The organism is Streptomyces sp. SBT349, from assembly GCF_001083795.1.
Classification (GTDB): domain Bacteria; phylum Actinomycetota; class Actinomycetes; order Streptomycetales; family Streptomycetaceae; genus Streptomyces.
Genome location: NZ_LAVK01000046.1, coordinates 12,280 through 31,224 on the forward strand (window position 1 = coordinate 12,280; position 18,945 = coordinate 31,224).

The following is an 18,945-nucleotide window of genomic DNA, read 5'->3' on the forward strand; positions in this document are numbered from 1 at the left end:
GAGCAGGCACCGTGACCAATATCAGCCCGCTCACCGGCAGCGCCGACGAGAGCGCTCCGCTCACCAAGGACGGCGAAGGACCGGGAGCCGCGCCGCCCGAGCGCACCAGCGCGATGCGCGCGCTGCTCCCGAGCTGGTCGCCGAAGCTCGGCGTCGGACTCCTCCTGGTCCTCGGACTTGGACTCTTCGGGATCCTCGGCCCCATGCTGGTCGGCGACCCGAACGCCATCGACAACATCGGCATGACCGAGCCCAGCGGCGAGTACTGGCTCGGCACCACCCAGACCGGGCAGGACGTCCTCGCCCAACTCGCCCACTCCACCCGCGGGTCGCTCCAGATCGGCCTGCTGGTCGGCATCCTCGCCACCGTGCTGTCCGCGCTCTTCGGCATCCTCGGCGGCTACGCGGGCGGCGCCGTGGACGAGGGCTTCTCGCTCTTCTCCAACGTCATGCTGGTCATCCCCGGCCTGCCGCTGGTCATCGTGATCGCCGGTTTCGTCCCGGCCGAGGACCGCGGCTGGTGGACCATCGCGCTGGTGCTCTCCATCACCGGCTGGGCGGCCTCGGCCCGGGTGCTGCGCGCCCAGACGCTCTCCCTGCGCAACCGTGACTACGTGGCCGCGGCCCGCGTCGCGGGCGAGAAGCGCTGGCGCATCGTCTCGGTGGAGATCCTGCCGAACCTGCTGCCGCTGCTGGCCTCGCAGTTCGTCTTCGCGGTCATCGCGGCGATCCTCGCCGAGGCCGGCCTGTCGTTCCTCGGGCTCGGCGCCTCCGGCTCCCAGACGTTGGGGACCATGCTGTTCTTCGCCCAGAACGGCTTCGCGCTCCAGTACGAGGCCTGGTGGTGGTTCGTTCCCCCGGGCCTGGTGATCGCCCTCTTCGGCTGCGGTCTCGCACTGATCAACTTCAGCATCGACGAGATCATCAACCCGAAGCTCCGCGTGCAGAAGCAGCCGTCGGGCGACACGAGCGACACCCCGCCCGCCGCGCCGCCGGTGCCCGTGGAGGGCGCCGCCGCCGAGGCGCCCGAGGCCCCGAACGTGGTGCGCGTCGAGAAGCGCGAGGACGCGGTCCTCACGGTCAGGAACCTCAACGTCATCTACCGCACCGCGCACCCGGTGCACGCCGTCAAGGACGTCTCCATCACCCTGGGCCGCGGCGAGATCCTCGGCCTGGCCGGGGAGTCGGGCTGCGGCAAGACCACCCTCGCCTACGCCATCAACCGGCTGCACCGCCCGCCGGCCGAAGTCGCCTCCGGCAGCGTCACCTTCCACGACCGCGACGGCGAGGACATCGACCTCCTCGCCCTCGGCGACGAGGACCTGCGCCGCTTCCGCTGGGCCAAGCTGTCGATGGTCTTCCAGGGCGCGATGAACTCGCTCAACCCCGTCATCTCCATCCACGAGCAGCTCGACGACGTCCTCACCACGCACAAGCCCGACATGTCGCGCGCCGAGCGCCTGGCCCGCTGCGAGGAGGTGCTCAACCTGGTCGGGGTCGACCCCAAGCGGCTGAACTCCTTCCCGCACGAGCTGTCCGGCGGCATGCGCCAGCGGGTCATGATCGCCATGGCGATGCTGCTCGACCCGCAGGTGATGATCATGGACGAGCCCACCACGGCGCTCGACGTCGTGGTGCAGCGCGGCATCCTGCGCGAGATCATCCGGCTCCGCGACGAGCTGGGCTTCGCGGTCGTCTTCATCACCCACGACCTGCCGATGCTGCTCGAACTCAGCGACCGCATCGCCGTGATGCGGGCCGGGGAGGTCGTCGAGTACGCCTCGGCCGACCAGATCTACGAAAGCCCGCGCCACCCCTACACCCGGCAGCTGCTCGAATCGTTCCCGAGCCTGACCGGCGAGCGGGGCGCGTTCATCCGCACCGGCGAGAGGACCTCGCGATGACCGCTCTTGAGGTCCGCGACCTCGTCAAGGACTACCCCATCCGCTCCGGGCTGCGCCGCTCGACGCTGCGCGCGGTCGACCACGTCTCGTTCACCCTCACCCCGGGCCGCACCGTGGCCCTGGTGGGGGAGTCGGGGTCGGGCAAGTCCACCGTGGCCAAGATGATCGCCCGCCTGGAGCGGCCGACCGGCGGCGAGATCATCGCGCTCAAGGACGACGGGAAGCCGGTGACCCACCGGGAGTACCGCGACCACGTGCAGATGGTCTTCCAGGACCCGTTCGCCTCGCTCAACCCGTTCCACACCATCGAGCACCACCTGGCCAGGCCGCTGCGCCTGCACGGCCGCACCCGGGGCGCGGCGGAGACCAGGCAGCAGGTCGAGCAGCTGCTCGAACGCGTCAACCTCACGCCGGCGCACACCATCGCGCCGCGCCGCCCGCACGAGCTCTCCGGCGGCCAGCGCCAGCGCGTGGCCATCGCCAGGGCGCTGGCGCCCGGCGCGCAGGTGGTCGTCGCGGACGAGCCCGTCTCCATGCTCGACGTCTCCATCCGCCTGGGCGTCCTCAACCTGCTGGCCCGCCTCCAGCGCGAGGACAACCTCGCCGTCCTCTACATCACCCACGACCTCGCCACCGCGCGCCACTTCTCCGACGACATCCTCGTGATGTACCGGGGGCACGTCGTGGAGCGCGGCCCGGCGGACGAGGTGATCCTCAACCCGCGGCACTCGTACACCAAGCTGCTGGCCGCCGCCGCGCCCAACCCGGACGAGCGCGGGCGTTCGCTCGCCGAATCGCCGGGCGCCATCGCGCCCGAGGACCTCACCAGGACGTTCGACCACGCCACCGGGTCCTGGGAGCCGTTCACGAAGGCCAGGCCCATCGCCAAGGCGCTCGCGAACCCGGCCGGGGTGAAGCGCTGATGGCCCCCCGGTCCCTGCTGACCTGGACGGGCGGCGGCGTGCGGCTCGTCCTCGGCGTGGGCGGCGACCTCCCCGCCTCGCTGCTGTCGCTGCGCCCGGCGGCCCAGGGGCCGCCCCCGCCCGAGCCCGTCGACGGGAAGGCCGCCGCGCCGCTGGTCGAGATCCAGGTCCTCGGGCACGGCCGGTTCCCCGGCAGCCACCGCTACGCCGACACCACGACCGGCGCCAGGCTCCGGTACGTCCGCCACACCGAGTCGGCGGACGCTGGCGCGGCCGAGCTCCGCGTGGAGCAGGCCGACCCCCTCGCGGGACTCGCGGTCACCACCGTCTTCCGCGCCACCGAGGGCGTGCCCGCCGTGCGCGTGTGGACGACGGTGACGGCCCTCGGCGACCGGCGCGTCCGCCTCCAGGCCGTCACCTCCGTGGTGACCGGCGCGTTCCTCGCCGACTCGGGCCGCACCCTCGACGAGACCGACGTGGTCCACGCCGAGTCCGACTGGGTCGCCGAGTCGCGGTGGCGGCGCACGCCGCTGCGTGACACCGCCGTCGTGGACATCGACACCGAGGCCCACCACCACCCCTCGCGCAGCCGCCTCGCCGTCGCCTCGCGCAGCTCGTGGTCCACCGGCGAACGGCTGCCGACCGGCGCCCTCGTCGCCGGTGACGACTCCTGGGCGCTGGCCTGGCAGATCGAGCACAACGGCGCGTGGCTGTGGGAGGTGGGGGAGCGGCGGACCGGCGCCTACCTGGCGCTGCTCGGCCCCACCGACGCGGAGCACCAGTGGTCCACGGAGGTGACCGCGGACCGCGGGTTCACCACGGTGCCGGTCTCGCTGGCGGTGGCCGCGGGCGGCGTGGACGAGGCGTTCGCCGCGCTCACGCTCCAGCGCCGCGCGCTGCGCGCGGGCCTGCCGCGCGAACTGCCGGTGATCTTCAACGACTACATGAACACGCTGATGGGCGACCCGACGACGGCGAAGCTGCTGCCGTTGATCGACGCCGCGGCCGAGGCCGGCGCGGAGTACTTCTGCATCGACGCCGGCTGGTACGACGAGGACGGCCACTGGTGGGACAGCGTGGGGGAGTGGCGGCCCTCCGCCACCCGCTTCCCCGGCGGCCTGTCCGAGGTGGTCGCGCACATCCGCGACCGCGGCATGGTGCCCGGCCTGTGGCTGGAGCCCGAGGTGGTCGGGGTGCGCTCGCCGATGGCCGAACGGCTGCCGGACGAGGCGTTCTTCCAGCGGTACGGGGCGCGCGTGGTGGAGCACGGCCGGTACCACCTGGACCTGCGCCACCCGGCGGCGCGGGCGCACGTGGACGCGGTGGTCGACGGCCTGGTCGCCGAATTCGGCGTCGGCTTCTTCAAGTTCGACTACAACATCATGCCGGGGCCCGGCACCGACCTGGGCGGAACGGCCCCGGGCGAGGGGCTGCTCGCGCACAACCGGGCCCATCTGGAGTGGCTGGACGAGCTGCTGGCCCGCCACCCCGGGCTGCTCATCGAGAACTGCGCCTCGGGCGCGATGCGGATGGACTACGCGATGCTCTCGCGGCTGCACATCCAGTCGACGTCCGACCAGCAGCACCCGCTGCTCTACCCGCCCATCGCCGCCGCGGCGCCCGCCTCCGTGCTGCCGGAGCAGGCGGGGAACTGGGCCTACACGCAGCCCGAGATGACGGTCGAGGAGTCGGCCTTCACCCTGGCCACCGGCATCCTGGGGCGCCTCTACCTCTCGGGCCACCTCAACCGCATGGACCCGGCCCAGCTCGCCCTGGTCGCCGAGGCGGTGGCCGTGCACAAGGGGCTGCGCGAGGAGATCGCGGCGGCCGTGCCGTTCTGGCCGCTCGGCCTCGCGGGCCCCGGCGGACCCTGGGTGGCGACGGGGCTGCGGGGCGCGGGGGAGACGGGCGACACCCTGCTCACCCTGTGGCGCCGCCCCGGCGCCACCGCCGGGCTGGCGGTGCCGGTGGCCCATCTGCGCGGCGCCGAGGTCACCCCCGAGGTCGTCTTCCCCGGCCCCGGCTCGGGCGCGGCCGACTGGACACTGGCATGGGACGCGGACGAGGGCGTACTGCGGCTGGCGAGCCCGGAGTCCGGGCCCGCCGCCACCGCCCGGGTCATCCGGCTCCGGCGCTAGGGTCTGTCCGGCGGATCTTCGTGGATGGCGAGCGGCTCCCCCAGCCTGACGGCTGGGAGGTGTCCCCAATGCGGTGCATCGCTGGGCCCCTCCTGCCCGTTGGCGGGCAAGGAGGGAACCGGGTCGCCCCTCGTACGTGGGGGCACCTCCCGGACGGAGTCTGGGGGAGTACGTGGGCGATTCGGTAACGCGGCGAGGCTCCCCCAGGCCCTTCGGGGCCTGGGAGGTACCCCCATCCGCCGGCGTCGGGAGCCCGCGAGGATGCGCCGGACAGGCCCTAGCCCCCGGCCCGTTCGCCGTCCCGCCCGGCGGCCTCCTCGTCCGCGCGGGTCACGCGGACGAGGACCAGCCGTTCGGGGAAGAGCACCGGCGCCTGGAGTCCGGCCTCGGCCAGCGCGCGGCCCGGCAGGCGCACCCCCTCCGGCCGCCACCAGGGCAGCTCGACGCCCCACCGGAAGGCGTTGCCGTCGGTCACGTCGCCGGGGGGCAGCGGACGGACGTGGTAGAGGGCGTCGGGCAGCAGTCCCGGCAGGCGCACGGGGCCCGGCGGGTAGAGCGCGGAGGTGGCGTGGGCCACCACGGCGAAGACCGCGTCGGATCCGTCGGCCGCCACCACGCCGGAGACCTCGTAGGCGGGGTCGGCGTGGTCGGCGTGCACGGCCGTCCCCGTGTGCAGCAGCCCGCGCAGCTCCTTGTACAGCGCGACCCAGCCGGCCAGCCGCGCCAGGTCCTCCGGGTCGGCCCGGGTGAGGTCCCACTCGATGCCGAAGTGGCCGAAGAGCGCGGTGCCCGCCCTGAAGTCGAGGGGGTGCCGGCGGTCGGTGGTGTGCGCCACCCCGGCGCCGACGTGGGTGCCCATGAGCTCCAGCGGGATCAGGACGTTGGTCCAGCGCTGGATCCGCTGCCGTTCCAGGGCGTCGATGCAGTCCGAGACCCACACCCGGTCGGTGCGCTCCAGGATCTCCAGGTCGACCCGCCCGCCGCCGGACGAGCAGGACTCGATCTCCAGCCCGGGGTGGCGGGCGCGCAGCTCGTCCATGAGCCGGTACACCGCGCGCGTCTGGTCGTGCACGCCCGCCCCGCCCCCGGCCTGGTGCCCGGCCTCCACCAGGTCGCGGTTGTGGTCCCACTTGAGATAGGAGACCGGGTAGGTGGCCAGCAGCTCGTCGAGGCGCGCGAGGATGTGGTCGAACGCGCCGGGCGCCGCCAGGTCGAGGACCTGCTGCGCGCGGGCGGCGCCGGGCAGCCTGCCGCCGGCGGCCATGATCCACTCGGGGTGGGCGCGGGCCAGGTCGGAGTCCTCGTTGATCATCTCGGGCTCCACCCAGAGCCCGAACTCCAGGCCCAGACCCGTGACATGGTCGGTCAGCGGGCCGAGCCCGTCCGGCCAGACCTCGTCCGAGACGTACCAGTCGCCCAGGCCCCTGCGGTCGTCGCGGCGCGAGCCGAACCAGCCGTCGTCCAGCACGAACCGCTCGGCGCCCACCGCCGCCGCGGCGTCCGCGAGCCGGGTGAGGCGGGCGAGGTCGTGGTCGAAGTAGACGGCCTCCCAGGTGTTGACGACGACCGGGCGGGGCCGCGCGGGGTGGTGCGGCCTGGCGCGCAGGTGCCGGTGGAAGCGGGCCGACACCTCGTCAAGTCCCGTGCCCCAGGCGCCGTACTGCCAGGGGGAGGTGTAGGAGGCGCCGGGGTCGAGGACCACCTCGCCGGAGAGCAGCAGCTCGCCCGAGCCGAGCAACGAGACGGAGTGGTAGGTGCGTTCGGCGAAGGTGCGGTGGTTCCCGGACCAGGCGGTGTGCACGGCCCAGACGCGCCCGGAGCGGTTGCCGAAGCCCTCCGTGCCCGCGGCCAGCAGGTAGGCCGTGTCGTAGCCGGTGCGCCCGGTGCGGTTCTCCCGCACGCGCAGACCCTGGGTGAACGCCGTGCGCTGCGGCGCCCGTTCGCGGAGGTGATGGCCCGTGAAGTCCAGCAGCTCGGTGGCGTCCGGCGGGACGGGCAGCGCCAGCTGGAGGGCGTCCACGGTGAACGGCGTGGCGCCGCGGTTGGTCACGGCGGCGCGCTGGCGCACGAGCCCCGCGGGGGTCAGCTCGATCGCGAGGTCGAGGCCGAGGGCCGCGGTGGGGTCCTGCGCCGTCACCCGCAGGCGCGTGCCGTCCCGGTCGGCGGACTCCACGCGGAAGGCGGTGGAGAAGTCCGCGCCGCCGCGGTTCCCGACGAGGCCCGGGGTGCCCAGCCAGCCGGCCGACTGCTCGGGCAGCACGGCGACGTCCACCGGGCCGTCCACGGAGAAGCCGATCGGCTGGGGCCGCTGGACCAGCCGGAGCGCGGCCAGCTCCTCGGGCCCGAGCGCGCCGAGGTCGGCGCCCCAGTGGACCACCCGGGGGAGCGTCCCGCCGGAGAGGTCGAGCACCAGGCCGACACCGTCCGCACGCAGGTGGACCAGGTCGTGAGGGGTGGGAGGAAGGGGTGCATATGACACGTGAGGGTGCGTCCTTCGCTGATCGAGGGGGACCTTGACTTACTTTATTTGGTTGCATAACAATCTCACCCGGCCTGAGCAGACAACTTCCAGGGAGTGTTCAACGATGATCCGCCACGCGTTGCATGACGGTTGGCACCTGACGGCGGTCGCCGGGCCGGTACCCGAGAACATCGCCGGTCGCACCGTGCCGGCCCAGGTCCCGGGCAGCGCCCACCTCGACCTGCTGGCGGCCGGCCTGATCCCCGAGCCGTACCTGGACCGGGCGGAGGAGGAGCTGGCCTGGGCGCACCGCGCCCACTGGCGCTACGCCACCACCGTGGAGGCCGGGGCACCCGCCGCCGACGAGCGCGTGGACCTCGTCTTCGACGGGCTCGACACCGTCGCCACCGTGGCACTGGGCGGCCGGACGCTGGGCACCACCGCGAACATGCACCGCTCCTACCGCTTCGACGTCCGCGAGCACCTGGACGGCGCCCCCGCGGACCTGGTCGTCACGTTCCGCTCCGCCCTGGAGTACGCGGAGGAGATGCAGGAGCGCCTCGGCTCCCGCCCCCGCGCCTACGACCACCCCATGAACATGGTCAGGAAGATGGCGTGCAGCTTCGGCTGGGACTGGGGCCCCGACCTCCAGACGGCCGGCATCTGGAAGCCCGTCCGCCTGGAGCGCTGGCGCACCGCCCGCCTCGCCTCGGTCCGCCCCCTGGTCACCGTCGCCGGTGACGGCACGGGGCGCGCCGAGATCCACGCCGACATCGAGCGCTCCGGGCTCGGCGAGGACACCGACCTGACCCTGACCGCCGAGGTGGCCGGGCACCGGGCGAGCGTCACCGTCCCGGCCGGGGCCACCACCGCCCTCGTCACCGTCGAGGTGCCGGACGTCCGCCTGTGGTGGCCCGTCGGCCACGGCGAGCAGCCGCTCCACGACCTCGCCGTCACCCTGGACGCACCCGGCGCCGGCGGGACGGCCGCCACCCTGGACACGTTCGCCCGCCGCGTCGGCTTCCGCACCATCACCGTCGACACCACGCCCGACGAGACGGGCACCCCGTTCACCTTCACCGTCAACGGCAAGCGGATCTTCGCCAAGGGCGCCAACTGGATCCCCGACGACCACTTCGTCACCCGCGTCACGCGCGAGCGCGTCGAGCGCCGCGTCGAGCAGGCCCTCGGCGCCCACATGAACATGCTGCGGATCTGGGGCGGCGGCATCTACGAGTCGGACGACTTCTACGACGTCTGCGACGAGCGCGGCGTCCTGGTCTGGCAGGACTTCCTCCTCGCCTGCGCCGCCTACCCCGAAGAGGCGCCGCTGTGGGAGGAGTTCGAGGCCGAGGCCAGGGAGAACGTCACCCGCCTGAGCAGCCACGCCTCCCTCGCCCTGTGGAACGGCGGCAACGAGAACCTGTGGGGCTTCATGGACTGGGGCTGGCAGGAGGAGCTGGCCGGCCGCACCTGGGGCCTGCGGTACTACACCGAGCTGTTCCCCCGCGTGGTCGCCGAGCTCGACCCCACCCGCGCCTACGCCGACGGCAGCCCCTACAGCCCGCGCTTCTCGCCGCAGGACAAGCACCCCAACGACCAGGACCACGGCACCCGCCACGAGTGGGAGGTGTGGAACCGCCTCGACTACACCACCTACCGCGACCACATCCCGCGGTTCTGCTCCGAGTTCGGCTTCCAGGGCCCGCCCACCTGGGCCACCCTGACCGCCTGGATCCACGACGACCCGCTGACCCCCACCGCGCCCGGCTTCCTCCTCCACCAGAAGGCCGAGGACGGCAACGGCAAGCTCGACCGCGGCATGGCCCCGCACCTGCCCGAGACGCACACCTTCGCCGACTGGCACTGGGCGACCCAGCTCAACCAGGCCCGCGCGGTCGCGTTCGGCATCGAGCACTTCCGCTCCTGGTGGCCGAGGACCGCCGGCACGCTGGTCTGGCAGCTCAACGACTGCTGGCCGGTGACCTCCTGGGCGGCGGTGGACGGCGACGAGCGGCCCAAGCCCCTGTGGTACGGCCTGCGGAACGCCTACGCACCCCGCCTGCTGACCGTCCAGCCGCGCGACGGCCGGCCCGCCCTGCTCGCGGTCAACGACACGGACGAGGACTGGACGGGCCAACTCCTGCTGCAACGCCGGACCTTCGGCGGCGAGGTCCTCGACAGCGCTACGATCTCCCTGGATGTTTCGGCGCGATCCGTCGCCGAACTGGAGCTGGCCGAGTCGCTGGTCAAGCCGGCGGACGCGGCGCGGGAGGTGCTGGTGGCAACCGCGGACGGGACCCGTGCGGTCCACCTGTTCGGCGAGGACAGGGACCTGGCCTACGACCCGGCCGCCGTGAGGGCCGAGGCGGTCGCCGTGCCGGGCGGGTACCGGGTCGACGTCCGCGCCTCGTCCTTCGCCAGGGACGTCGCCATCCTGGCCGACCGCGTCGCTCCCGACGCGCGGGTGGACGACATGCTGGTCACCCTGCTCCCCGGCGAGGTCAGGTCGTTCACGGTGCGGACGGACGCCCAGGTGGACCCGGCGGCGTTCACCGCGGCCCCGGTCCTGCGCAGCGCCAACTCCCTCCACGGCCCGAGGGTGCGCGGTTAAGTGAGCGGAACGGATGCCATCGGCCTCGTGCTCGCGCGGCCCGCGAGGCTGCTGGGCGTCGAGCCGTTCTTCATGGAGTTCATCGCCGGGATCGAGGAGAAGCTCGCCGAGCGCGGCTTCTCCGTGCTCCTCCACGTCGTCGCCACCCACGACGAGGAGATCACCACCCACCGGCGGTGGGCCGGGCGCGGCCTGGTCGACGCGGTCGTCGTGGTCAACCTGACCACGGACGACCGCCGGCCCGGCGTCCTGGCCGAGCTGGGTCTGCCGGCCGTGGTGGTCGGCGCCTGGGAGGGCGGCCCCGACACCCCGGCGGTCATCACCGACAACGCGAGCCCGGTCCGCGAGGCGCTCCGCGAGCTCCTCGCCCTCGGCCACCGCCGCATCGCCCGGGTCACCGGGCCCGCCGAGCTGGCGCACACCCGCGCCCGGACGGAGGCGCTGGCCGAGGGCTGCCGCGAGGCGGGCGTCGAGCCGGTGCTGATCGAGGGCGACTACTCGGCCGAGGCGGGCACCAAGCTCACCGCCCAGCTGCTGCGCCGCCCCGGACGGCCGACCGCCATCCTCTACGACAACGACGTGATGGCGGTCGCCGGTCTTGGCGTGGCCAAGGAGCTCGGCATCGCGGTGCCCGCCGAGCTGTCCCTGCTGGCCTGGGACGACTCCACCATGTGCCGCCTGGCCTCGCCCGCGCTGTCGACGATGAGCGTGGACGTCCACCAGTTCGGCGTCTCGGTCGCCGAGTCGGTGATGGAGCTGATCGACGGCGGGCCCGTCGTCCAGCGCTGGTCGCCCGCCGCCCGCTTCACCCCGCGCGGCTCCACCGCGCCCGCCCCGGAAACCGGCTGACACCCGGCCGCCGGGCCGAAGGGACCCGGCGGCCGGGGCGCCGCCCGGTCAGCCCCGCGGCGCGGCGCCGGCGGAGTCCTCCTCGGCGATCCGCGCGGTGGTCCGGTCCGCCGTGGCACGGGCCCGGCGCCCGGTCGTCGCCGCGCCGATGACCAGCACCAGCACGCCGCAGCCGACCAGCACCCACCAGCCGGCGGTGCGCGACCCGGCGGACAGCACGGTGCCGACCACCGCGACCCCCAGGGCCGTGCCGACCTGGCGCCCGGTGGAGGCGATGCCCGCGGCGACCCCGGACTGGCTGCGCGGCATCCCCGTGACGGCCGTGTTGGTGATGGGCGCGTTCACCAGGCCGAAGCCGATGCCGAAGGTCACATACGCGGTGAACAGGAACGCCAGCGAGCTGTCCAGCCCCAGGTGCGTGAGCAGCAGGCCCCCCGCGATGATCGCCACTCCCGCCAGCAGCACCGGCAGCCTCGGCCCGACATGGCTGACCAGGAAGCCGGAGAGCGGCGCGAAGAACAGCGTGATCCCCGCCATCGGAAGCAGGTGGAGGCCCGCCTCCAGGGCCGTGAGGCCGCGCTCGTCCTGGAGGTAGAGCGTGTTCAGGAAGAGGAAGCCGCCCAGCCCGGCGAAGGCCGCGACGGCGATGGCGAAGGCCCCGGAGAACGGCGCGCTGCGGAAGAACCGCAGTTCGAGCAGCGGCTCCCGGCGCCTGGGCTCGTAGCGCAGCAGGGCGATCAGCGCCGCCGCCGCGACCGCGAGGCAGATCAGCAGCAGCGGCGAGGACCAGCCGTCGTGGCCCCCCTCGATGATGCCGAAGGTCAGCGAGCCCAGGAGCACGATCACCAGGATCTGCCCCACCGGGTCGAGGCGGCGGGGCCTGGGCGCCCGGGACTCGGGGACGAACAGCGTGGTGAGGACCAGCGCGGCCAGGCCGATCGGGAGGTTGAGCCAGAAGATCGCCCGCCAGCTGAAGGTGTGCACCAGCGCCCCGCCGAGGACGGGGCCGATCGCCATCGAGATGCCGATCACCCCGCTCCAGGCGCCGATCGCCCGCGCCAGCTCCTTGGGGTCCTTGAAGGTGTTGGTGATGATCGACATCGCCACCGGGTTCAGCATCGAGCCGCCCACGGCCTGGAAGGCGCGGAATGCGATCAGCCAGCCGAGGCCGGGGGCGAGCGCGCACAGGAGCGAGCCGGTGACGAAGACGACGAGCCCGATCCTGAACACCCGGCGGCGGCCGACGCGGTCGGCGATGGAGCCGGAGAACATCAGGAACGAGGCGATCACCACCGTGTAGATGTCCACGGTCCACTGGAGACCCGAGACATCCGCGCCGAGCTCCCGCTGGAGCGACGGCAACGCGACATTGAGCGCGGTGACATCCAGGCTGACGATCAGCAGGCTCATGCAGCAGATCGCCAGGACCAGGTGGCGGCGCGGGCGGCTGAGGCTCTCGGTCTCCGGCATCTCCGGTCAGCCTATCCGCGGGGGCCGCGCCCCGCGCCGGGGATAGGCCGGGCGGGGGAGGGCATGGCACAGGGAGACGGGAAAGGGAATAGGTACCCGCGCCGACGGCGTTGGGTGCACCCTGGAGACCGTGCCGACCGCCGACTCGCTCGCAAGGAGGGCCCGTGCACGACGCCACACCCGAGACCCATGTCATCGCCTACCGCGCCGCCGAGCAGCTGCTCGACGCCCGCGACCCGCGGGGCGCGCTCAAGCTGCTCGACCCGCTCATCACCGCCCATCCGGAGAACACCGCGGCCCGGCTGCTGCGCGCCAGAGCCTTCTTCCTGGCCGCCCAGCTCCGCTCGGCCGAGCTCGAATTCCAGCTGGTGCTGGAGCGGGAGCCGGACAACTCGTTCGCCCACTTCGCGCTGGCCCGCACACTGGAGCGCGCGGGCCGTGACGCCGAGGCGCTGCGCCACTTCCGGCTGGCCGCCGCCCTCGACCCGCGGCCCGAGTACCTGGAGGCCGCCCGTTTCGAGCAGACTCCCTGAGAGACCATGGTGTCCATGGACATGGGCACCGCTCGCGCCGCGGCGAGCGACTGGGTGAGGTCGCGCGGAAGCCGGGAGCCCGGCTTCCGCGGCGCGTACTTCGCGGGCTCCACGGTCGGCCTGCCGGACGCCGCGCCCGTCCCGCTCGGCTCCGACATCGACGTCATGGTCGTCACCGAAGGACCGGCGAACGAGGCGCCCGGCGGCAAGCTCGGGAAGTTCCGCCACCAGGCGGCCCTGATCGAGGTGACCCACCTGCCCCGGGAGCTGCTCGCCGACCCCGAGCGGGTCCTCGCCTCCTACCACCTGGCGGGCCCGTTCGCCACCGACACGGTCATCGCCGACCCCACCGGAAAGCTGGCACGGCTCCGGGAGGCCGTGGCCCCCCGCTTCGCGGAGCCGGTGTGGGTGCGCCGCCGCTTCGGCGAGGCCGCGGGCAAGGCCGAACGGGGGCTGCGCTCCCTCGACCCCGCCGCGCCGTGGCCCCGGCTGGTGATGTCCTGGCTGTTCCCCACCGGCGTCGCCACCCATGTGCTGCTCGCCGCCGGGCTGCGCAACCCCACCGTCAGGCTGCGCTATGTCGCCGTCCGCGAGCTGCTGGCCGCGCACGGGCTGCTGGACCTCCACGAGGAGCTGCTGGCGCTGCTCGGCTCCGCCGCCCTCACCGCCGAGCGCGCCGAGGAGCACCTCCACGCGCTGGCCGGGACGTTCGACGCCGCCGCCCATGTCGCCAGGACCCCCTTCCCCTACAGCTCCGACCTGACCCCGGCGGCCCGGCCCATCGCGATCGACGCCTCGCTCGCGCTCATCCGCTCCGGGGCGCACCGGGAGGTCGCGTTCTGGCTGGCCGCGACGTTCGCCCGTTGCCACACCGTCCTGGACGCCGACGCGCCGGAGGCCCGCCGCCGCGCGTCGGCCCCGGCCTTCGACGCGCTCCTCGCCGACCTCGGCGTCGGCACGCGGGGCGATCTGCTGGCCCGCGCCGACGCCGTCCTCGCCCACCTGCCGCGGGTCCGGGAGGCCGCCGAGGGCATCCTTCAGGCCGCGGCGGCGGAGATGTCCGACACCTGACGGCGCACGGCCGCCACGATCGAGGGAGCGTCGATGCCCGCCTCGCTCAGCTGCTCCTCGGGCGTCGCCGACCCGGGCATGGTGTCCACCGCGAGGCGGACCAGCCGGGGCACCGGGCGCCCGTCGGTGAAGGCGTCGAGCACCGCGTCGCCGATGCCGCCCTCGGGACGGTGGTCCTCCACGGTCAGCAGGCAGCCGGTCTCCTCGGCCGCCATGAGCAGCGTGTGCGCGTCCACCGGCTTGACCGAGTACAGGTCGATGACCCGCACCGGTATCCCGGCGTCCGCCAGCTCGTCCGCGGCGGTCAGCGCCTCGTGCACGGTCACCCCGGCCGCCACGACCGTCATCCGGTCGCCGGCCGTGCTGCGCAGCACCTTGCTGCCGCCCACGGGGAACTCCTCGTCCGGGCCGTAGATCACCGGGCCCTTCCCGCGCGAGGTCCGCATGTACCGCACGCCGCCGCCGTCCGCCATGGCGGCCACCAGGTGGGCCGCCTGGTTGGCGTCGCACGGGTAGAGCACCGTGCTGCCGTGGATGGCGCGGAACATGGCGAGGTCCTCGAGACCCATCTGGGAGGGGCCGTCCTCGCCGATCGCCACGCCCGCGTGCGACCCGGCCAGGCTCAGGCTCGCCCGGCTGACCGCCGCCATGCGCAGGAAGTCGTGCGCCCTGGTGAGGAACGCGGCGAACGTCGAGACGAACGGCGTCCAGCCGCGCACCTGCATCCCCACGGCCGAGGCCACCATCTCCTGCTCGGCGATGTAGCACTCGAAGAACCGGTCGGGGTGCTCCTTCGCGAAGAACTCCGAGCGCGTCGAATCGCTCACCTCGCCGTCCAGGGCGACGACGTCCTCCCGGTCGCGGCCGACCGCCGCGAGCGCCTCGCCGTAGGCGTTGCGGGTGGCGACCGAGTCGCCGAGGTCCCAGCGCGGCAGATCGGCGTGGACGCCGTGCGCCTGCCGGGGCGCGGTCGTCGCGGCGGGCCGCTCCACCTCGACGCGCAGCGCGCGCACGCCGCCCAGCTCCTCGATGGCATCCTCGGGGGCGGCCACGGGCTTGCCGTGGTGGCCCTCCTTGTTCTCCACCGAGGCGACGCCCTTGCCCTTGAGGGTGCGGGCCAGGATGACCGTGGGGCGGTCGGTGACGCTCTCCGCCTCCTTGTAGGCCGCGTCGATGGCGCCGATGTCGTGGCCGTCGACCTCGACGGTGTGCCAGCCGAACGCGGCGGCGCGCCGCGCGTAGGCGTCGAGGTCCCACTCGTGCCGCGTGGGGCCGCGCTGGCCGAGGCGGTTGACGTCGACGATGGCCGTCAGGTTGCCCAGCCCCTCGTAGCCGGCGTGCTCGAACGCCTCCCAGATCGAGCCCTCGGCCAGCTCGCTGTCGCCGCACATCACCCACACCCGGTAGGGCATCTCGTCCAAGCGCTGCCCGGCGAGCGCGATGCCGACGCCGATCGGCAGGCCCTGCCCCAGCGAGCCCGTGGCCACGTCCACCCACGGCAGCCGCGGCGTCGGGTGGCCCTCCAGGCGGCTGCCCGAGGTCCGGAACGTCAGCATCTCCTCGTCGCTGACCACGCCCGCGGCCTTGAACGCCCCGTAGAGCAGGGGCGAGGCATGGCCCTTGGAGAGGATGAGGTGGTCGTTGCCGGGATGGTTGGGCCAGTCGAAGTCGTACCGCAGGTGACGGGCCATCAGCACGGCCATGAGATCCGCCGCCGACATGGACGATGTGGCGTGCCCCGACCCGGCGTGCGAGCTGGAGCGGATCGCGTCCACCCGCAGCTGCTGCCCGAGTTCGGCCAGGTATTGGTCTGTGGTCATGCGAGCCTCCTGCGATGGCCTCCGGGTCGGATGTCGGTGCGCGGGTACCCAGGGCGCCGCGGCCCTAACGACGCGCCCCGCCCTGGCGACGCACCCCGGCCCCGGGGGACGCGCGCCACAGCGCGCGCCACCGGGGCCGGGGCTCCCGGGGCCATCACGCCCCCGGGGGGATGCCGCCGCCCGGCACGCCGTCCGCGAACGGCCAGCGCAGCAGGGCGCCCAGCCCGCCGACGGGCTCCGGGCCGCCGCCCCTGCCGTCTCCGGTGGCGGCAGGGGCGAGGGCGACCACATCGGCGCCCGTCGCCGCGGCCGAACGCAGCAGCGCGTCGTCCGCGCGGGCGGCGGCCGGCTCGGGGTCTCCGAGGTAACGCGAGTCCGAGCGGCGCACGGCCAGTTGGTCCGGCTCCCTGCCCACCCAGACGTCGCGGTCCAGATCGGGGCCGGTGGGGCGTACCAGCAGCGTGGCGATGCGGTGCTCCCGCGCCGCGTCCACGAGCGTGGGCACGCCCTCGGCGGCGTCGATGCCGTCGCCCGCGGTGGTGCGCCCGGCGCGGAAGCGGTCCAGCGCCTCCTCGGTGTGGGCGCGCGCCCGCTCGGCGCGGGCGCGTTCCACGTCCGCGTCGAGGAGGTCGGCCTTGGCGCCGGCCGACCTGCCGCCGTGCTCCGATTCGACGGTGATCGCGCGCAGCGCCTCGGGGAGCCGTTCGCGCACCGACCGCCGCTCGCGCGGATCCCCGGCGAGCACCAGCAACTCGGCGTGCGCGTGGGCCGCGTCGGCGGTCAGCGCCTCGGCGATGCGGGCCGCGTTCTGGTCCCAGGTGTTCTCCACGGCGAGCTGGAAGTGGCGCTCGGACCAGTCGGCGGTGGCGGTCCGGTGCATCGGCCACTGCTCGCCGCCGACCTCGTCGACGTGCCGGGGCCTGCCGTGCGTGCCGCGCAGCTGGAGGTCGGCGCCTCTGCGGTCCACGAACGCGACCAGGCAGACGGGCTCCCGTTCCCCGTAGTCGAGCAGCGGGCCCAGCCTCGGCAGGGCGGCCCAGCTGACCAGCGGCGGCGAGGGCGGGGGCACCGAGAGCGGCACCTCCATCACCACCTCGCCCTCCGTGGCGAACACCGCGCGCCCGGCGTCCTCCCGGGTCGCGCCGCTCAGCGCGTCGTAGGCCGCGCGGCAGGTCGTCTCCGCCGCGCCGGCCGCGGCCAGCTGGTCGCGCGCCTCCCGCGCCTGGAGTTCCCGCACCGCCTCGGCGTCCTCCGCGACGGCCGACGTGTCGAGGTAGACCGACGCCCATGGGCCGGGGCGGTTCAGCAAGGGGTTGAGGAATCCCATGTCCATGATCAGGCGATGACCTTCCCGAACTCGGTGATCAGGGCCTGGTTGAACGCCTTGATGTCGGCCGGCTTCCGGCTGGTGATCAGCGTGTTGGGCCCTTCCCTGTCCACATGGACCTGCTCGTCGACCCACATGGCGCCGGCGTTGACCAGGTCCGTCGCCAGGCTCGGCCACGAGGTGAGGGTCCTGCCGCCCACCACGTCGGCCTCGATCAGCGTCCACGGCGCGTGGCAGATGGCCGCGACCGGCTTGCCGGCGTCGAAGAAGCCCTTCGTGAACGTGACGGCGTCCGGGTCCAGGCGCAGGGCGTCGGGGTTGGCCACGCCGCCCGGCATGACCAGGGCGTCGAAGTCGTCGGCGGTCACCTTGGCGACGGTGGTGTCCACCGGGAACGTGTCGCCCTTGTCCAGGTGGTTGAACGCCTGGACGGACCCGCTCCGCGTGGAGACCACCTGGGGGGTCTCACCGGTCTCGGAGATCGCCTCCCAGGGTCCCGTGAACTCGACCTGCTCCACGCCCTGCGGCGCCATCAGGAACGCAATACGCATGGTGTTCACCGTCCTCACTTCAGGAAACACATCGGGAAGCGCTGTGCGATTCGCCCCCGGGTAACCGGCGCGGGGGAGGGGGAAACCCGCGGGTCCGGCGTTTTCGTCCTCCCCGGGCGGGGAACCCGGCGGCGGTCACAGGACCAGGACAGGCGGTCACAGGACAGGGCCGCCGGAGGCAGGCGGTCATGAGCGGAAGCGGCGGAGGCGGACGTACCGAGGTCACGGTCGGCGGCCGGAAGGTCACGGTCACCCGGCCCGGCAAGGAGCTGTTCCCCGAGGACGGGATCACCAAGGCGGAGCTGGTCGACTACTACCGGGCCGTCTCCCGCCCCATGCTGACGCACCTGCGCGGGCGCCCGCTGGCGATGGAGCGCTACCCGGACGGGTACCGGGGCGGGTCGTTCTTCCACAAGGACGTGCCCTCCTACTTCCCCGACTGGATCCACCGCGAGGAGATCCCGAAGGAGGGCGGCACGCTGGACATGGCCGTGTGCGACGACGAGGCCACCCTGGCGTACCTGGCCAACCAGGCGTGCCTGACCCCGCACCTGTGGCTCAGTCCCGCGGACCACCTCGACCGCCCCGACCGGATGGTCTTCGACCTCGACCCGCCGGGCGACGACTTCGCGCGGGTGCGCTGGACGGCGGGGAAGCTCAGGGAGCTGCTGACCGAGGTCGGGCTGAAGCCCCTGGTGATGACCACGGGCTCGCGCGGCGCGCATGTCCTCGTCCCGCTCGACGGCTCCGCCGACTTCGACGCCGTGCGCGGCTTCGCCCGCGCCGCCGCCGAACTGCTGGCCGGGCGCCACCCCGACCGGCTGACCACCGAGGTCCGCAAGAACCGCCGCGGCGACCGGCTCTATCTGGACGTCCAGCGCAACGCCTACGCCCAGACCTCCGTCGCCCCCTACGCGGTGCGCGCCCGCCCGCACGCCCCGGTGGCCACCCCGCTGGACTGGGACGAGCTCGACGACCGGAAGGTCGGCCCGCGCGCCTTCACGCTGCGTGACGTCCCGGACCGCGTCGCGGGAGAGGGCGACCCCTGGGGCGGCCTCAAGGGCGCGCGCCGCTCGCTGCGCGCCGCCCGGCGCCGCCTGGACGCTCTGGCCAACGGTTAGGGGACAGCCTCCCTCGCGCGGGTGGTTTGGCAAGGGAAACCGGCCCGTCACCCTGAGTCGCCGGATAGGTTCCCCGGGCGCCGGAATTCCCTCCGGCGCGCCTGCCGCACCGTTCGGAGAGCCGATGGCCGACTCAGCCGCCACCCACACGTCCCCCCACGCC

13 protein-coding genes are annotated in these 18,945 nt (G+C 73.8%); 8 read left to right on the forward strand and 5 right to left on the reverse strand.

Going from position 1 to position 18,945, the window contains the following annotated elements:
• The first annotated feature begins 11 nt into the window (after window positions 1–11).
• The 3 genes from ADY01_RS08585 to ADY01_RS08595 are packed head-to-tail and all read left to right on the forward strand — an operon-like array spanning window position 12 to window position 4,965.
• Window positions 12–1,904 (forward strand): dipeptide/oligopeptide/nickel ABC transporter permease/ATP-binding protein, encoded by a 1,893-nt coding sequence (locus tag ADY01_RS08585; RefSeq protein ID WP_049568363.1) that lies wholly within the window; start codon window positions 12–14, stop codon window positions 1,902–1,904.
• A complete protein-coding gene (locus ADY01_RS08590; protein WP_049568366.1) occupies window positions 1,901–2,827 on the forward strand; it encodes an ATP-binding cassette domain-containing protein in 927 nt (308 codons plus the stop codon). Before ADY01_RS08585 ends, ADY01_RS08590 begins: the two co-directional genes overlap by 4 nt.
• Window positions 2,827–4,965: a glycoside hydrolase family 36 protein gene (locus ADY01_RS08595; RefSeq protein ID WP_049568369.1), complete on the forward strand. Its 2,139-nt coding sequence runs from the start codon at window positions 2,827–2,829 to the stop codon at window positions 4,963–4,965. Before ADY01_RS08590 ends, ADY01_RS08595 begins: the two co-directional genes overlap by 1 nt.
• 277 nt (window positions 4,966–5,242) lie before the next feature.
• Here the strand turns inward: ADY01_RS08595 and ADY01_RS08600 are convergent, their stop codons facing one another.
• Window positions 5,243–7,444 carry an alpha-galactosidase gene (locus tag ADY01_RS08600; RefSeq protein WP_049568371.1) on the reverse strand — a complete coding sequence of 734 codons (2,202 nt, stop codon included), beginning with the start codon at window positions 7,442–7,444 and terminating at the stop codon, window positions 5,243–5,245.
• 106 nt (window positions 7,445–7,550) lie between these two features.
• Between ADY01_RS08600 and ADY01_RS08605 the strand changes: the two genes are divergently transcribed.
• Complete coding sequence (locus tag ADY01_RS08605) at window positions 7,551–10,040, forward strand: glycoside hydrolase family 2 protein (RefSeq protein WP_049568374.1); 2,490 nt, start codon at window positions 7,551–7,553, stop codon at window positions 10,038–10,040.
• Window positions 10,041–10,889 (forward strand): LacI family DNA-binding transcriptional regulator, encoded by an 849-nt coding sequence (locus tag ADY01_RS08610; RefSeq protein ID WP_049568377.1) that lies wholly within the window; start codon window positions 10,041–10,043, stop codon window positions 10,887–10,889.
• A gap of 48 nt (window positions 10,890–10,937) precedes the next feature.
• On the opposite strand, the gene ADY01_RS08615 is transcribed toward ADY01_RS08610, so the two are convergent.
• Entirely contained in the window at window positions 10,938–12,359 is a 1,422-nt protein-coding gene (locus tag ADY01_RS08615; protein ID WP_049568380.1) for an MFS transporter, read from the reverse strand.
• Between the two features lie 164 nt (window positions 12,360–12,523).
• On the opposite strand from ADY01_RS08615, the gene ADY01_RS08620 reads away from it, so the two are divergent.
• Both ADY01_RS08620 and ADY01_RS08625 read left to right on the forward strand, forming a co-directional pair.
• Window positions 12,524–12,892 carry a tetratricopeptide repeat protein gene (locus ADY01_RS08620; protein WP_049568383.1) on the forward strand — a complete coding sequence of 123 codons (369 nt, stop codon included), beginning with the start codon at window positions 12,524–12,526 and terminating at the stop codon, window positions 12,890–12,892.
• A 15-nt stretch (window positions 12,893–12,907) separates the two neighbouring features.
• Window positions 12,908–13,963, forward strand: coding sequence for a hypothetical protein (locus tag ADY01_RS08625; protein WP_049568404.1), 1,056 nt, complete (start codon window positions 12,908–12,910; stop codon window positions 13,961–13,963).
• On the opposite strand, the gene ADY01_RS08630 is transcribed toward ADY01_RS08625, so the two are convergent.
• The 3 genes from ADY01_RS08630 to ADY01_RS08640 all read right to left on the reverse strand — a co-directional run bounded on the left by ADY01_RS08630 (window position 13,930) and on the right by ADY01_RS08640 (window position 17,661).
• Window positions 13,930–15,783, reverse strand: coding sequence for a transketolase (locus ADY01_RS08630; RefSeq protein ID WP_049568385.1), 1,854 nt, complete (start codon window positions 15,781–15,783; stop codon window positions 13,930–13,932). The two genes, ADY01_RS08625 and ADY01_RS08630, sit on opposite strands and share 34 nt — an antisense overlap.
• 154 nt (window positions 15,784–15,937) lie before the next feature.
• On the reverse strand, window positions 15,938–17,116 hold the full coding sequence (locus tag ADY01_RS08635; RefSeq protein WP_049568387.1) for a Vms1/Ankzf1 family peptidyl-tRNA hydrolase: 1,179 nt from the start codon (window positions 17,114–17,116) through the stop codon (window positions 15,938–15,940).
• 2 nt (window positions 17,117–17,118) lie between these two features.
• The gene (locus ADY01_RS08640) at window positions 17,119–17,661 is read right to left on the reverse strand and encodes a type 1 glutamine amidotransferase domain-containing protein (RefSeq protein ID WP_049568408.1); all 543 of its coding nucleotides are present in this window, start codon (window positions 17,659–17,661) and stop codon (window positions 17,119–17,121) included.
• A gap of 188 nt (window positions 17,662–17,849) precedes the next feature.
• Here ADY01_RS08640 and ligD point away from each other — a divergent pair, with 188 nt between their 5' ends.
• On the forward strand, window positions 17,850–18,782 hold the full coding sequence (ligD, locus tag ADY01_RS08645; protein ID WP_049568391.1) for a non-homologous end-joining DNA ligase: 933 nt from the start codon (window positions 17,850–17,852) through the stop codon (window positions 18,780–18,782).
• Window positions 18,783–18,945 lie beyond the last annotated feature (163 nt).

Excerpts from the sequence above, each read along its gene's own strand:
- ADY01_RS08590 (WP_049568366.1), top strand. The coding sequence starts at position 1,901 with ATGACCGCTCTTGAGGTCCGCGACCTCGTCAAGGACTACCCCATCCGC.
- ADY01_RS08595 (WP_049568369.1), top strand. The coding sequence starts at position 2,827 with ATGGCCCCCCGGTCCCTGCTGACCTGGACGGGCGGCGGCGTGCGGCTC.
- ADY01_RS08605 (WP_049568374.1), top strand. The coding sequence starts at position 7,551 with ATGATCCGCCACGCGTTGCATGACGGTTGGCACCTGACGGCGGTCGCC.
- ADY01_RS08615 (WP_049568380.1), bottom strand. The coding sequence starts at position 12,359 with ATGCCGGAGACCGAGAGCCTCAGCCGCCCGCGCCGCCACCTGGTCCTG.
- ADY01_RS08625 (WP_049568404.1), top strand. The coding sequence starts at position 12,908 with ATGGACATGGGCACCGCTCGCGCCGCGGCGAGCGACTGGGTGAGGTCG.
- ADY01_RS08630 (WP_049568385.1), bottom strand. The coding sequence starts at position 15,783 with ATGACCACAGACCAATACCTGGCCGAACTCGGGCAGCAGCTGCGGGTG.
- ADY01_RS08635 (WP_049568387.1), bottom strand. The coding sequence starts at position 17,116 with ATGGACATGGGATTCCTCAACCCCTTGCTGAACCGCCCCGGCCCATGG.
- ADY01_RS08640 (WP_049568408.1), bottom strand. The coding sequence starts at position 17,661 with ATGCGTATTGCGTTCCTGATGGCGCCGCAGGGCGTGGAGCAGGTCGAG.
- ligD (WP_049568391.1), top strand. The coding sequence starts at position 17,850 with ATGAGCGGAAGCGGCGGAGGCGGACGTACCGAGGTCACGGTCGGCGGC.